The 13,414-nt window shown below is 57.6% G+C and carries 11 protein-coding genes; 1 reads left to right on the top strand and 10 read right to left on the bottom strand.

The window, feature by feature from the left end; genetic code table 11:
* Positions 1–53: 53 nt before the first annotated feature.
* From KGA83_RS11345 to KGA83_RS11315, 7 genes are all read right to left on the bottom strand, one after another.
* Positions 54–383 carry a thioredoxin family protein gene (locus KGA83_RS11345; RefSeq protein WP_108217811.1) on the bottom strand — a complete coding sequence of 110 codons (330 nt, stop codon included), beginning with the start codon at positions 381–383 and terminating at the stop codon, positions 54–56.
* A 63-nt stretch (positions 384–446) separates the two neighbouring features.
* The gene (locus KGA83_RS11340) at positions 447–1,145 is read right to left on the bottom strand and encodes a DsbA family oxidoreductase (RefSeq protein WP_115947696.1); all 699 of its coding nucleotides are present in this window, start codon (positions 1,143–1,145) and stop codon (positions 447–449) included.
* A 220-nt stretch (positions 1,146–1,365) separates the two neighbouring features.
* Positions 1,366–2,139, bottom strand: a complete 774-nt coding sequence (locus tag KGA83_RS11335) for an SDR family NAD(P)-dependent oxidoreductase (protein WP_115947695.1) — start codon at positions 2,137–2,139, stop codon at positions 1,366–1,368.
* Between the two features lie 98 nt (positions 2,140–2,237).
* Positions 2,238–2,792: an OsmC family protein gene (locus KGA83_RS11330; protein WP_223529751.1), complete on the bottom strand. Its 555-nt coding sequence runs from the start codon at positions 2,790–2,792 to the stop codon at positions 2,238–2,240.
* A 356-nt stretch (positions 2,793–3,148) separates the two neighbouring features.
* Positions 3,149–3,724 carry a TetR/AcrR family transcriptional regulator gene (locus KGA83_RS11325; protein ID WP_108217815.1) on the bottom strand — a complete coding sequence of 192 codons (576 nt, stop codon included), beginning with the start codon at positions 3,722–3,724 and terminating at the stop codon, positions 3,149–3,151.
* A gap of 231 nt (positions 3,725–3,955) precedes the next feature.
* Complete coding sequence (locus KGA83_RS11320) at positions 3,956–7,099, bottom strand: efflux RND transporter permease subunit (protein ID WP_223529750.1); 3,144 nt, start codon at positions 7,097–7,099, stop codon at positions 3,956–3,958.
* Positions 7,096–8,205: an efflux RND transporter periplasmic adaptor subunit gene (locus KGA83_RS11315; RefSeq protein ID WP_223529749.1), complete on the bottom strand. Its 1,110-nt coding sequence runs from the start codon at positions 8,203–8,205 to the stop codon at positions 7,096–7,098. Before KGA83_RS11315 ends, KGA83_RS11320 begins: the two co-directional genes overlap by 4 nt.
* A gap of 219 nt (positions 8,206–8,424) precedes the next feature.
* Between KGA83_RS11315 and KGA83_RS11310 the strand changes: the two genes are divergently transcribed.
* On the top strand, positions 8,425–9,885 hold the full coding sequence (locus KGA83_RS11310) for an efflux transporter outer membrane subunit (protein ID WP_223529769.1): 1,461 nt from the start codon (positions 8,425–8,427) through the stop codon (positions 9,883–9,885).
* A gap of 89 nt (positions 9,886–9,974) precedes the next feature.
* Here the strand turns inward: KGA83_RS11310 and KGA83_RS11305 are convergent, their stop codons facing one another.
* The 3 genes from KGA83_RS11305 to KGA83_RS11295 all read right to left on the bottom strand — a co-directional run.
* A complete protein-coding gene (locus tag KGA83_RS11305; RefSeq protein WP_223529747.1) occupies positions 9,975–11,246 on the bottom strand; it encodes an OmpP1/FadL family transporter in 1,272 nt (423 codons plus the stop codon).
* A 199-nt stretch (positions 11,247–11,445) separates the two neighbouring features.
* Positions 11,446–12,072 (bottom strand): TetR/AcrR family transcriptional regulator, encoded by a 627-nt coding sequence (locus tag KGA83_RS11300; protein ID WP_115947690.1) that lies wholly within the window; start codon positions 12,070–12,072, stop codon positions 11,446–11,448.
* Between the two features lie 139 nt (positions 12,073–12,211).
* Positions 12,212–13,414, bottom strand: a 1,203-nt coding sequence (locus KGA83_RS11295) for a nucleobase:cation symporter-2 family protein (RefSeq protein WP_223529744.1), incomplete at its 5' end; no start/stop codon positions are given.

Raw genomic sequence — 13,414 nt, 5'->3', positions numbered from 1 at the left:
TGGTTTCATCGTAGAGCGTCCTGATCTGCCAGCAGCGCAGATAAGAGGTTCGGTTAAATCGCCTCTTCCAACTCCGCAAGAATGGCTTTTTTCATGGCTCCAACTGAACGGGATCCGGGCATGACCCGCAGCAACCGCCCCTCATGGAACACCGCCAGGGATGGCACCGCCCGGATACCGTACATTTGCGCGATCGTCGGCGACACCGCCACATCAATCTTTGCAAAAGCCGCCAGGGAGTGAAGCTTTTCTTCCAAAGCATGAAAGACCGGCTTCATCTCCTGACAAGGCTTGCACCAGGACGCTGAAAACAGCACGACGCTGCTGCCTTTGGCCACAAAGCGGGCGAACTGCCGAGCACTCAACTCAACGATACGGCTCACCTGGATCTCGCTCTCAATATGGATGAAGGGCGGCACAACCCGGTGCCGCACCGCTTCTGTCGATCAAATTTTGCAGCCATCCATACCGCAGACTTGACTGCTGAATGCGTCATCTTCGACTTTCGACTTCTCCTGCATCTTGTTCAGCGCTTCAAGAAAAGCAGCCTCAGGCTGAGCACCGGACAATGAGAAGGCATTGTCGAATACAAACAAAGGCACGCCCGAACCCAGTTGCGCGGCGATATGTTCGTCCTCCTCCATCTCTACGTGCAATTCAGCGGATGACCACGCCCGTTGGATTGACGCGTCCGAAACACCTACAGCCCTGGCTATGGCCTCCAGGCTGCCACGATCAAACAGCGACTGACCATGGGAGGTGCTTTGCTCATACAGCGCCTCGACCAAGCGTTTTTTAACGGCGTCGTCCGCAACTGCCTTGACCAGTACATGGGCGTCTGCGGTATCGCCAAACAGCATGCTGTCAAAGCGATAATCAAGCCCATCGACCCGGCCATATTTACTGACGGTGTTCATCATCGCGACAGCGGAATCCGGATTGCCGAGCTTGCGTTCAAGGGCAGCGATCATAGGCTCTGGCGCGTGATTCGCCGCCAGACGATAGGCCCTGACGTTGATTTGTACATTGTCTTTTTCAGCAAATTTATCGAGCGCCCGCTCGAATCGACGCTTGGCTATCCAGCACCAAGGGCAAACAAAATCAGACCAGATATCCACTGCATATTTTTTCGAAGAAGTTTGCATGACTCGTCCTGTACCCAAAGAAATCAAGATTGCGTTACCAGCGTTCAGCCTGCTTTCACCTGTACTGAGTGAAGGTGTGAAGGCTCCCGCGATGGGTAATGTTGTTCAGTTAAGGACGTTGTAGGAGCGAGCTTGCTCGCGATGGACTCAAGAGCGCCGCGTTTAGCCAGTCAATACGCGTTATCGTTAACGACCATCGCGAGCAAGCTCGCTCCTACCATCAGGCCCGGACAGCCATAATTCCAGCATCCACGTCCCAGATTGCGCCGGTCACCCAGGACGTCTTGTCCGACAGCAGGAACAGGATGGTGTTGGCGACATCTTCGGGAACGCCGACTCGTCCCAACGGGTGGAAATCGTTCAGCGACTTCATCGCTTCCGGGATCGCCTCTTTGTCCATGAACCCCTCATAGATCGAGGTGTGAACGATCCCTGGCGAGACAGCGTTGACCCGAATTCCCGAGTGAGCCAACTCAATTGCCAGGTTGCGTGTCAGCGCATGCAAACCTGCCTTTGCCATGGAGTAGGCAGAGGCCGGCGAACCTGCCAATGCGGCCTGTGCGCCGATGGAGCCGACGTTGACAATTGCCCCTTCAAGCTTGGCGGCCAGCATGTTCTTGACCACGGCCTGAGTGATGAAGAAGGTCGCACGATTGAGAGACAGGTACATGTCGTACTCGGCCTCATCGTGCTCGGTGAACGGCTTGGGAATAAAGATCCCGGCGGAGTTCACCATCAGGCTGATATCGCGATGGTTGGCATTGATTTCCTTGCGAACGAAATTCATGCCCTCTTCAGTCATCAGGTTGGCGACAATCACCGACACAGGGCCCAGCGGGCTCAGCTCGTTACGCACCGCATCGGCCTTGTCTTGTTTGCTGCCGGTGAGCACCACGCTGCCGCCTGCCTTGAGCACCATGCGGGCCGTTTCCAGGCCCATGCCACTGGTGCCACCGACAACCAGCAGTTTTTTACCTTTGAAAAAATCGTTCATTGCAGACTCCGGTTATCCAGAACTGATCAGGGTCGGCACCAAGGCGGTTGCCTGCCTGCTGGTGCACGCAAGATTTGAATCTCTTTGAAACGAGCGAATCAGCCCTCACGCACTTCCAGGGTTGGCACCATGCGGATGGCTTTCGAGAAGTTGGCGTAGTTGACCGAGGTTTTGAGCACCACGTTGTGCAGCTCTTCCACGCGCTCACGGGAGGCGTCGGTGTGCAGTCGAATCACCACATTCACTTCGTCGTAACCTGGGTTGACGCTCTCGTCGAGGCCCAGAAAGCCTCGCAGGTCGAGGGTGCCGTCCGTTTCGATTTCCAGGCTGTGAATCTTGATATTCATCATCGCGGCGTTGGCGGCATAACCGACCGACATGCAGGCGTTGAGAGCGGCCATCAGCAGCTCTTGAGGGTTAGGCGCAGTGTTTTGGCCCAGCAATTCATCAGGCTCATCGGCGACGATTTCGAAATCCCGCGAATAGGTTTCACCGGCCAGACTGTAGCGATTGACTTTGGCCACAGAGCGAGTCTGGCCTTGCCACTGAGTCTTGACGTTGAAGCTCGCGTGGCGCTTGGTCGCATCCTCAGCAACGCCTTGGGCAAACTGCTGGAGTGCGGCGACATCGATACCATTCAGGTTGTTGCTCATGTGTTCGTTCCTCTTCGGATGGACCGGGCGTTCGGCCCGAAAGAGAAACAAGCCTACCAACTAGTAGGTTGTCTATCAACAGATTATTCTTCTTATAACCCATCGTCCAAAAAACAGCTTCGACAGCGTTTTCTGAACAGGGATATCTGCGGGTCACACACCGCAAGTTTAGACATGGGCAGGTATCCGCAACCCAAATGCGAGACCAGGCGTCCGCTCGTCAGATTGAGTGCGCGCAAAAAGAATTCAGAGAGTGTGAGCCAAGTGGTTGAAACCACTTACGGGGCGGGAAAGCGGACCGAGCCAGCAGGGGCAGAATCGGTCGTTTCATGACGCAGAAAAAGGCCGGTCGAACCTCAGTGATGCGTTTCGGTAACCCGAAGTCCATCTAAAATGAAATCAAATCCGGAAGACTGTTCGTAATTGTCGTTCAGCGCCCAGGATACAAAGCTGCCGCCTTCCAACGTATTCAAGATGAACCTGGCAACCTTCACGCCGTCCAGCTCGGCTTTGAGTTCCCCTGCCGCTTGGCCCAGTGCGATATTGGCCTGAAGCCAATTGAGATGGATTTCGAAAAAGTCCCGCGTCAATTCCTTCAGGCTTTCAGGCAAAGCCAGCAATTCCGCCGCCAGAGCGCCGCAGAGTGGAAGCATCGCGTTTTTACTGCTTTGTGCGAACATCAAGGCGAAGGCATTGAGCCGATCGATAATGCCGGTATTTTCATCATTGATGCATTCCAGCTGAATCTTGAACCGGAACAGATAACTCTCAACGATGGCAATCGCCAGACTTTCCTTGGTGGGAAAGTGGTGGTGAATACTCGCCTTCTTGATACCGATGTCTTCCGCCAGATCGGCATAACTGAAGGCTGCGTAGCCCTTGGTACGCAACAGAATCTCAGCGCTGGTCAGGAGGTCGGAACGTGTACTCATGATGCCGTTTCCAGATTTATCAATGCGGCATCATAAATTAGTACTTATTCATAAGACAGCGCTCAGGTTGCGCACCTATGCCCCCCCCCCGAAAAACCCGCCTTCTGGCGCAATGCTGTTCCGTGTAGGAGCGAGCCTGCTCGCGATGGTCGTTAACGATAGCGCGAATTTACTGGCTAAACGCGGCGCTCTTGAGTCCATCGCGAGCAATCGAGCGTCGACCGGCTGCTCCTACAGAGTCTGGTGAGCGGCGAGAGGACGGGGTGGCGCCCTGTCCACCAGGCTTGCCTGCTTATTCGCTGCTTCAGTTTGACCCGTATGGTCAGGACGGATCTTGAACCAGATGGCGTACATCGCTGGCAGGAACACCAGCGTCATGATGGTTCCGACGAAGGTGCCTCCGATCAGCGTGTAGGCCAGCGTCCCCCAGAAGACGGAGTGTGTCAGCGGAATGAATGCCAGGATTGCCGCCAGCGCTGTCAGCAGTACCGGGCGGGCACGTTGTACCGTGGCTTCGACCACTGCGTGAAACGGGTCCAGCCCTTCTTGCGCGTTGTGATGGATTTGCCCAATCAGAATCAGCGTATTGCGCATCAAAATGCCCGACAGCGCGATCAGACCGACCAGAGCGTTGATACCAAACGGCTGCTGGAAGATGAGCAGTGTAGGCACCACGCCAATCAATCCCAGTGGCGAGGTGAGGAACACCATGATCATCGCCGAGATCGAACGGACCTGCACAATGATGACCAGCAGCGTCATGGCAATCATGATCGGGAATAATGGCAACATCGCTTTACCGGCCTTGCCCGACTCCTCGATTGCACCCGCCTGCTCGATCCGGTATCCGCCAGGCAGCTTGTCGATGACCGGCTGTAGCTCCTTCATGATCACGCTCGATACATCTGGCGGCTGCAAGCCTTCGGCAATGTCGCCACGCACGGTGATGGTCGGCGTGCGGTCACGACGCCGCAGGACCGGATCCTCCATACGCACATCGACCGCTCCCACCTGAGACAACGGAATCCGCTGACCCGCCGCACCTACCAGCGTAAAGCCTTCTATCCTGGCGGGATCGAGCCGGATATCACCCGCTGCGCGACCCACCACCTGCACCGAACGAATGTCCTCACGAACCGCGGTGATCGGTACTCCGGCCAGCAGGAACTGCAGTTGCTGCGCGACTGAATTCGACGTCAACCCCACCGCCTCCAGGCGATCCTGATCCAGAGCGAAATGCAGCGTCGGCGTCAGCGGCCCCCAATCGGTGTTGACAGTTCTCATCATCGGGCTCGACTGCAACACGTCCTGTACCTGGCCCGCAATCTCGCGCAACTTTGACGGATCAGGTCCCATCACCCGGTAGGCAACAGGGAATGGCGAGTACGGACCAAACACAAGCTGGGTCACCCTGACCCGCGCTTGCGGGGCAAGTCCCTCAGCCGTCGCTTCGCGGATACGGAACTTGAGGGCCTCGCGCGCCTCCTGGCTGTCCGTCAGCACCACAATCTTCGCGAACGACGGATCAGGGAGTTCCGGCGCCATTGCCAGATAGAAGCGCGGTGCGCCTTGCCCGATATAGGCCGTGACGATCTTTGCCTCATCCTGCCTTTGCAGCCAGGCCTCTATCCTGGCGGTGGTCGCGCTGGTCTGCTCAATGGAGGCCCCATAAGGCATTTGCACTTCAATCAATACCTCGGGACGGTCAGAGGTCGGGAAGAACTGCTTCTTGACCAGGCTCATGCCGAGGATCGCCACGACAAACGCAGCGATGACAGTGCCGGCCACCAGCCATTTGCGAGCGATGACTCGCGTCAACACCTGGCGGAAGCGGTTGTAGCCAGGGGTGTTGTAGATGGCCGCGTGACCACCCTCGACTTTCTTGATGTCCGGCATCAGCTTCACCCCCAGGTACGGGGTAAAAGCGACCGCAACCATCCAGGAGGCAATCAGGGCAATGCCCACGATCCAGAACATGTTGCTGGTGTACTCGCCGGCCGTCGATTGCGCGAAGCCGTTGGGCATGAAGCCGATAGCCGTCACCAGCGTACCGGAAAGCATCGGCGCGGCCGTATGACTCCAGGCGTACGCGGAGGCTTTGATGCGGTCGTAGCCCTCCTCCATTTTCACCACCATCATTTCGATAGCGATGATGGCGTCGTCCACCAGCAGTCCGAGCGCCAGAATCAACGAGCCGAGGGTAATACGGTCAAAGTTCTTTCCAGTGGCCGCCATCACCACAAACACCACGGCCAACGTCAACGGCACAGCCGCAGCGACCACAACGCCTACCCGCCAGCCCATGCTGAGAAAGCAGACAAGCATCACCACAAGCAGCGCGACGAAGAATTTGACCATGAACTCGCCGACGGCCGAACCGATATTCACAGATTGATCGGTGACCTTGGAGAGCGTCATGCCCAATGGCATGCCTTCATTTATCTTGACCGTCTCCGCGTCCAGCGCCTCGCCGAGGTCAAGGCCGTTCCAGCCCTCACGCATCACGACCCCCAGCAACAAGGCTTCTTCACCGTTATTGCGCACGAGAAAGGTTGCCGGATCTTCATACCCACGTTCGATCGTCGCCACGTCGGCGAGCTTGAGCGTGCGCCCCTGAACCGCAATGGGCGTGTCACGAATCTTCTGCACCTTATCGAAGGCGCCATCCAGCCGGAGAAAGACCTGTGGCCCATTGGTTTCGATCGAACCTGCGGGCGTGAGCACGTTTTGATTATTCAGCGCGGCAAAGATGTCCTGGGGAGATACACCCAAGGTGGCCAACCGATCATGGGAAAAGGAAACAAAGATACGTTCGGGCTGCTCCCCAATAATGTTGACCTTCTTCACGCCCGGCACATGCAACAGTTGTTGGCGCAACGACTCCGCATCACGCACCAACAGTCGCTGCGGCTCGCCTTTGGCTTTCAGGGCGAAAAGCGCAAATGTCACGTCCGAAAACTCGTCGTTGACCATTGGCCCGATGACACCCGCCGGCAGCTTCCTGGCCTCGTCGTCGAGTTTTTTACGCGCCTGATAGAACTCCTCCTGCACTTGCGAGGGCGGCGTACTATCGAGCAGTGACACCATCGTGAAAGCAAGGCCAGGACGGGTGTAGGTTTCCGTGCGGTCGTACCATTTCAGTTCTTGCAGGCGTTTTTCAAGTGGCTCTGCTACCTGATCCTGCATCTCCTGCGCCGTGGCGCCCGGCCACGCGGTAATGACCGTCAACTGCTTGACCGTAAACGGAGGATCTTCCGCACGCCCCAGCTGAAAGAACGCCAGGATGCCCGCAACGGCAATCAGGAAGATCAGAAACACCGTGACAGAGCGCTCACGAACGGCGATCGCGGAAAGATTGAAGCGCCCCTCGCTCATGGACGACCCCCGGCAAACTTGACGTCATCCTGTTGAGACAATCTCACCTCTTCACCTTCGCGCAGCAGATGTGCGCCTAACGCTACGATCTGTTCGCCGACCTTGAGGTCGCCCGCGACTCGCACTGTGTCGTCGCTCAAGCCCAGGACTTGGACAGGTCGCCAGGCCACCTTCGCCGGCGTACCGGCGATGACCCACACGCCAGCGCCTTGGCCTGGGTCATAAACGGCAGCGATCGGTACTTGCAGCCCCTGCCCTTGCGGGGTGCCTTCAGCGATCCGAAGCGTGACGGTCGAACCTATCGGTGCATTGGCCAGCGCGCCCTCAAGCACATACCGCGCCTCGAAGGTACGTGTCATTCGGTCGGCCGAGTCAGAAAGCAGCCTCAGCTTCGCTGTAACAGCATCCGCGGCATTGCCATAAAGCGTCGCCTGCGCGGTGGATCCTGCTGCGGGGCGCAACGTCTCGGGCAGGTGCACGATCGCTTCGCGCTGCCCTGCCCGCGCCAACCGAACCACGGGCTGTCCCGGGCTGACGACTTGTCCGGGCTCGGCGAGCGTCTCCACCACCACGCCGTCGGAATCCGCCAACAGCTCCGCATAACCAGAAGCATTGCGGGCTACATCAGCCTGCGCTTCAGCGGCGCCAAGCTGCGCCTTTGCGGTATCCGCTGCGGCTTTGATCTGGTCATAGGCCGATGCGGAAATAGCGCCTGCGGCGACCAGACTGCGGTATCGCGCCTCGTCATCTGCTGTCTGCCTGGCTCGGGCCCGAGCGGCTATGACTGACTCTTGCTGTGCTCGCGCCTGCAACCCCAGGTCGATTGGGTCAAGGCGCATGAGTGGCTGACCACGTTTAACGGTCTGACCGGTGTCAACCAGACGCTCAAGCACCTTGCCTGATACCCGAAAGCCAAGGTCGCCCTGGACGCGGGCCACCACAACACCCGTGAAAGAGCGCGAGACGTCGGACGAAGCCTGAACAGCAGCGGACCTCACCAATGGGGCATGCGTGCGTGGATCCTCAACGGTGGATGAGTCGCCACATGCCGTCAGGACGAGAGGCAACAAGCAAGCGGCAATGGGGAAAGGTCGAAGCCGGCGCATAGGTTCCCTTCACTTGAAAATAGGACGAGCGTCATATTCTCAATCGAGTGACCATAAGTGTCAATAGTCACCAGCCATGAAACATCCAGCTTCTCAAGCTCAACACAGAAATCGCAATTTTCATTGAGCAAAGCCAAGAATTTGCTCAAATCACTTCAATTGACAGAGTGTGACTATTGCGTAATATGGTCACAAACATCCTCTGTTGAAGGACTCTCAATGCCTCCCCTCCGCCCCATTGCTCTTTTGGTCTGCACCGGCTTATTGGCAGGTTGCGCGGTCGGTCCGGACTACCATCGTCCAGACGCTCCGCTTTCGGATCGTTACTTGGGTCAGCCTTCTGTCGAACAGCGGCGTGGAGCAACGCCGACCAGCCTTGTCGCCTGGTGGGAAGGCTTTGGTGATCCAGTGCTATCCGACTTCATCTCCAAGGCGCTCGAGCAGAATCTGGACCTGGCGCAAGCTTCGGCCCGAGTCACGCAGGCGCGGGCCGGACTAGGTGCTGCAAATGCCGCTTTACTCCCCTCAGGGAACATCAGCGCACAGGCCGCGCGCTCCTACCAGTCAATCGAGACGCCGCTCGGCCAGGTGTTGAACTCAACGCCAGGCAATGATCGGTACGCAAGTTCCTACGAGGCCAACCTCGATGCCAGCTGGGAGGCAGATGTCTTTGGCGGATTGCGCCGTGGACGCGAGGCTGCTCTGGCCGAGTACCAGGCTTCCCGGGCGGGCGTCGCTGCCACACGACTGGCCATCGCCGCGCAGACCGCTGATATCTACATCACTATCCGCGGACTGCAGTCCCGGCTGGACATTGCGAATCGGCAAGTCAAAACGCAGCAGGATTTGTTAGAGAAAGTCCAATTGCTCTACAGCAAGGGGCTCGCCGCCAATTATCAGGTTCGCCAGACCGAGGGGGAGCTATCGCAGGTCCAAGCGACAGTGCCGGTCCTGCAGACCGGTCTGGATGCTGCCATGAATGCGCTGGATGTCATGCTCGGCACACCGCCAGGCACTCACCGCACGCAACTGGCAAGTGCGGGGAGCATTCCTGTAGCGCCGCAGATAAGGGCGATGGGAACGCCGGCCGATTTGCTGCGCCGCAGGCCGGATCTCATTGTGGCTGAGCGCCGTCTTGCAGCCTCAAACGCACGCATCGGCGAGGCGATTGCCGAGTACTACCCGAAATTCTCCCTTAGCGCATTGCTGGGCAGTGCCACGGCCGTATCCGCAGGCAACCTTTTTACCGGCGGCGCCAGCCAGTCGGCGGGCGTATTGGGACTGCGCTGGAGACTCTTCGACTTCGGTCGCATAAACGCCCAAATCGACCAGGCCAAGGGACAGGAAGCCGAAACCCTGGCTGCTTACCGTCAGTCAGTGCTGCGTGCCACCGAGGATGTCGAGAACGCGTTGTCCTCACTGGTGAATCGGGAAGCTCAAGCAACCATTCTCACCGCTGGAGAGGCGTCGCTGACACAGGCTCGCCAATCGTCGTTCATTGCCTATGAGCAAGGCACGGCCAGCCTGATCGATGTCCTGCACGCTGACGAGACGCTGCTGCAGGCTTCTGATGCCCGAGCCCAAGCACGAACGGAATCGGCACGAGCAGCGGTTGCGGCGTTCAAGTCACTGGGTGGTGGCTGGCAACCGCCTGAAGCCCAGCCTGTTGCGACACGATGAGCTGATCAGGTGACGTAGCAGATGTGCTCCTAAAGGTCAGAAGGCAACGCGTGCTCCCGACCGGACAGTCATCGTGTAACAGCACTCAACTAGAAACGGTAACTGACAGAAGTACCGAGCCCGCTCGCACTGTTCTTGTATTTGGCACTGTATGCACCTCTGGTCGGCGAGGTTTCGTTGACCTGCACGCTCTCCTCCCACAGGTAGGAATAAGCAACATCGATCGTGACGTTGTCCGCCGGAGTCCAGCCAGCACCGAAGCTGACAACCTTCCGGTCGCCTGTAGGAATGCGTGGTCCCCGGTTGGTGTTGTTGGTGGGCGACTGATCAACCGAAAAACCTGCGCGAAGTACCCATTGGTTGTTCAGTTGATACGCCGTACCGATAGCGTGTGCCCAGGTATCGTGCCAATTCTGTTCTTCGGTAATGGTGCCCAGCGCGCCGCTCAACGCAGGGGGTAAACCTGTGTTCTCGATGGTCAGCTCCTTGAAGCGACTCCAGCGAGTCCAGGTGCTCCCCAAGTAGAGGGTCCAGTCGTTATCAAGCTGATGAGTCACCGAGAAATCCACTGACTCTGGTGTATTCACATCCAGCGAAGCGTCATAACTCCGGCCGCTGACCCCCAACACGCTAAAGATGCCGTCAGTGACCTTGGTCTTGGCATCCAGTTGATAACTGACTTTGGAATGGTAGGTCATGCCCAAACGGGTTCGGTCTGTAGCCTGCACCAGGATACCGGCGTTGAAACCGAGGGCCGTGTCGTCGCCAGTGCTTTTGAGTTTTCCGTCGTTGCGACCAGGACTGAGTGGGTTGGGCACCATCCCGGAAATCTCACCGCTGATACGGTTGATGGTCGGACCGAACCCGATCGAAACCTTGTCGTTAAAGGCATAGCTGATGGTGGGCTGGAACGTAAAAGTCGTTACCTCGCTTTTGTTGGCGTAGTAACGCCCGGCATAACCGCTGCCATAGTCAGTCATCAGACCGAAAGGTACATAAAAACCCACACCAAACGCCCAATGCTCATCGACAGGTTTGACGTAGTAACCCATAGGTACCGTGGTGGTTGGCACCATGTCGCCGTCTTCCTGGCCGCCGAAGGTACTGCGGGTCTGGCTTATGTCGGACTTGGCGAAAAGCGTCGCCGCCCCCACGCTGATCTGCTCTCTTTTCAAGCGAGACATTCCCGCGGGATTACCGAAGACCGTGCTCGCATCTTCAGCGGAGGAGGAGCGACCGGCAAACCCGGATCCCATCCCGCTGATGCTTTGTTCATTGAGAGCGAAGCCGCTGGCAAAAACGTTTGAGGAAGCGAGCACGACAGCAAGGCCCAATGGGCTCTTGAGCAATATTGTTTTCATTGTTTGAACTCTATGGGTATCACTGAGATGAAGCAGTAGAAGCGACGGATCCCCATATTTATTCATGTGACCAATTCAGTCAATAGTCACAAAGCAGATAAATAAAATGCCCTTCGACGGATGGGAAGAAGGGCAAAGTGAGAAGCCGTTTTGATAATCTGGTGCTGACGCGGGTATGCCGTGACCGTTTAGCCGAAGGTCAAGGCATGAGGCTACGCAAGATGAGGCTGGAGGTGAGCGTGGGCGCTTGCTCGACGAAATCGAGGTTGTACTGCAGCAGCAAAGGGTTGACGAATGGTCGCAGCGCGAGATGTATCGCTTCTACTGTCTCGTCCAGCGGAGTCTTGCGTTCAAATTCACCAATCTCTCGCCCTTCTCGCACTATTTGCGACACGAAGCGTTTGATCTGTGCGTCATAAGCCTGCGTACTGGGCCAGCTTTCCGACGCCGCGAACGCTGCAATGTCATAGAGTTTTCGATCGTTGAAGAACAGATTCACACCTGTGGCGATCACCGTCTTGACCAAGCGTCGAAAGCGCTCCGTCGGCGACAGGCCTTCCACATTGATAGCCTGCTCCACAGTCGCGACGATTTCTGCCAGACAATTTGCGCAGATGGCTTCACCGATCGCCTGCTTGGAATCAAAAAATTTGTAGATGTAGGCCTTTGAAAACCCGATGGCCTTGGCCAGGTCGGAAACCGTGGTTTTGCCGTAGCCGTACTGACTGAAATGTTCATTGGCCGCCGCGACAATCTGGTCTCGAATGTCGTGATCGGCAGGGCCACGGGGGCTGGGCGAAGATGGAGATATCGATGGCTGATTCATGAGTACAGCTTACTCACCCTATCGAAGACTGACAACTTGTGACCGATTAGTTTTATAGTCACAAATCGACCATATCGCAGCCTGCGAAAGCTCCATGGTAGGAGCTGCCGCAGGCTGCGATCTTTTGATCTACCAGCCTTTAGACATGCTCACTGCTTTTCGAATGCACCGCCCGCGGCTCTGCCACGCCGTGTTCCGATTCCAGCACCGGAATCTCCTTGCCGTCGCAATCGTGCAGCTTACCGTCGCTGAAGTAATCCCCTTCGCGCAACGCCGCCAGATCCTGATAATGCAGCACCCGCTCGGTGCCGGCCGCAAATACCGATTGCTGGTCAGAGTTACCGGCGGTGAGATGGTTGAAGGTCAGGTTCAGCACGATAGCCATGATCGCCGAAGAACTGATGCCCGAATGGAAAATGGTCGCGAACCAGCTCGGGAAGTGATCGTAGAAGTTCGGCGCCGCGATCGGGATCATGCCGAAGCCAATGGAGGTCGCGACGATGATCAGGTTCACGTTGTTGCGATAGTCGACCTTGGACAGCGTCCGAATGCCGCTGGCTGCGACGGTACCGAACAGCACGATGCCGGCGCCACCGAGTACAGAGGTCGGCACGGCGGCGATAACCCGGCCCATGAAGGGCAGCAGGCCGAGGATCACCAGGAACAGACCGCCAGTGGCCACCACGTAACGACTCTTGATGCCGGTGACCGCCACCAGGCCGACGTTCTGGGCAAAAGCGCTCTGGGTGAAGGAACCGAAAATCGGCGCGAACATGCTCGACAGCATGTCGGCGCGCAGACCGTTGCCCAGGCGCTTGGAATCGACCTTGGTGCCGATGATCTCACCGACGGCCAGAATGTCCGCCGAAGTCTCCACCAGCGTCACCATCACCACGATGCACATCGACAGGATCGCAGCGAAGTGGAAGGTCGGCATGCCGAAGTGGAACGGCGTCGGGAAGCCGAACATCGGGCCCTGGGTCACGGACGAGAAATCCGCCATGCCGAGGAACACCGCGATGATCGTGCCGATCACCATGGCCAGCAGAATCGACAGGCGGGAAATGGTCGCACTGCCGATTTTGCTCAGCAGCAGCACCAGCACCAGCGTTACCGCCGCCAGGCCGATGTTCGCCATGCTGCCGAATTCCGGTGCGTGGCTGTTGCCGCCCATGGCCCAGCGCGCGGCCACCGGCATCAGCGTCAGGCCGATGGTGGTAATCACGATGCCGGTCACCAGCGGCGGGAAGAACCTGGTGATACGCGAGAACACCGGGGTTATCAGCAACCCGATCAGGGACGCCGCTATCACCGCCCCCAACACCGACTGAAACCCGCCCTC

The organism is Pseudomonas sp. GL-R-19 (assembly GCF_019956375.1).
GTDB lineage: Bacteria > Pseudomonadota > Gammaproteobacteria > Pseudomonadales > Pseudomonadaceae > Aquipseudomonas.
Note: the sequence above shows the minus strand (reverse complement) of the source record. Positions and strands in the feature narration are given on the sequence as shown.

Bases quoted from the DNA above. Each gene is read 5' to 3' on its own strand.
- KGA83_RS11340 (WP_115947696.1), bottom strand. From the start codon at position 1,145: ATGCAAACTTCTTCGAAAAAATATGCAGTGGATATCTGGTCTGATTTT.
- KGA83_RS11335 (WP_115947695.1), bottom strand. From the start codon at position 2,139: ATGAACGATTTTTTCAAAGGTAAAAAACTGCTGGTTGTCGGTGGCACC.
- KGA83_RS11330 (WP_223529751.1), bottom strand. From the start codon at position 2,792: ATGAGCAACAACCTGAATGGTATCGATGTCGCCGCACTCCAGCAGTTT.
- KGA83_RS11325 (WP_108217815.1), bottom strand. From the start codon at position 3,724: ATGAGTACACGTTCCGACCTCCTGACCAGCGCTGAGATTCTGTTGCGT.
- KGA83_RS11320 (WP_223529750.1), bottom strand. From the start codon at position 7,099: ATGAGCGAGGGGCGCTTCAATCTTTCCGCGATCGCCGTTCGTGAGCGC.
- KGA83_RS11315 (WP_223529749.1), bottom strand. From the start codon at position 8,205: ATGCGCCGGCTTCGACCTTTCCCCATTGCCGCTTGCTTGTTGCCTCTC.
- KGA83_RS11310 (WP_223529769.1), top strand. From the start codon at position 8,425: ATGCCTCCCCTCCGCCCCATTGCTCTTTTGGTCTGCACCGGCTTATTG.
- KGA83_RS11305 (WP_223529747.1), bottom strand. From the start codon at position 11,246: ATGAAAACAATATTGCTCAAGAGCCCATTGGGCCTTGCTGTCGTGCTC.
- KGA83_RS11300 (WP_115947690.1), bottom strand. From the start codon at position 12,072: ATGAATCAGCCATCGATATCTCCATCTTCGCCCAGCCCCCGTGGCCCT.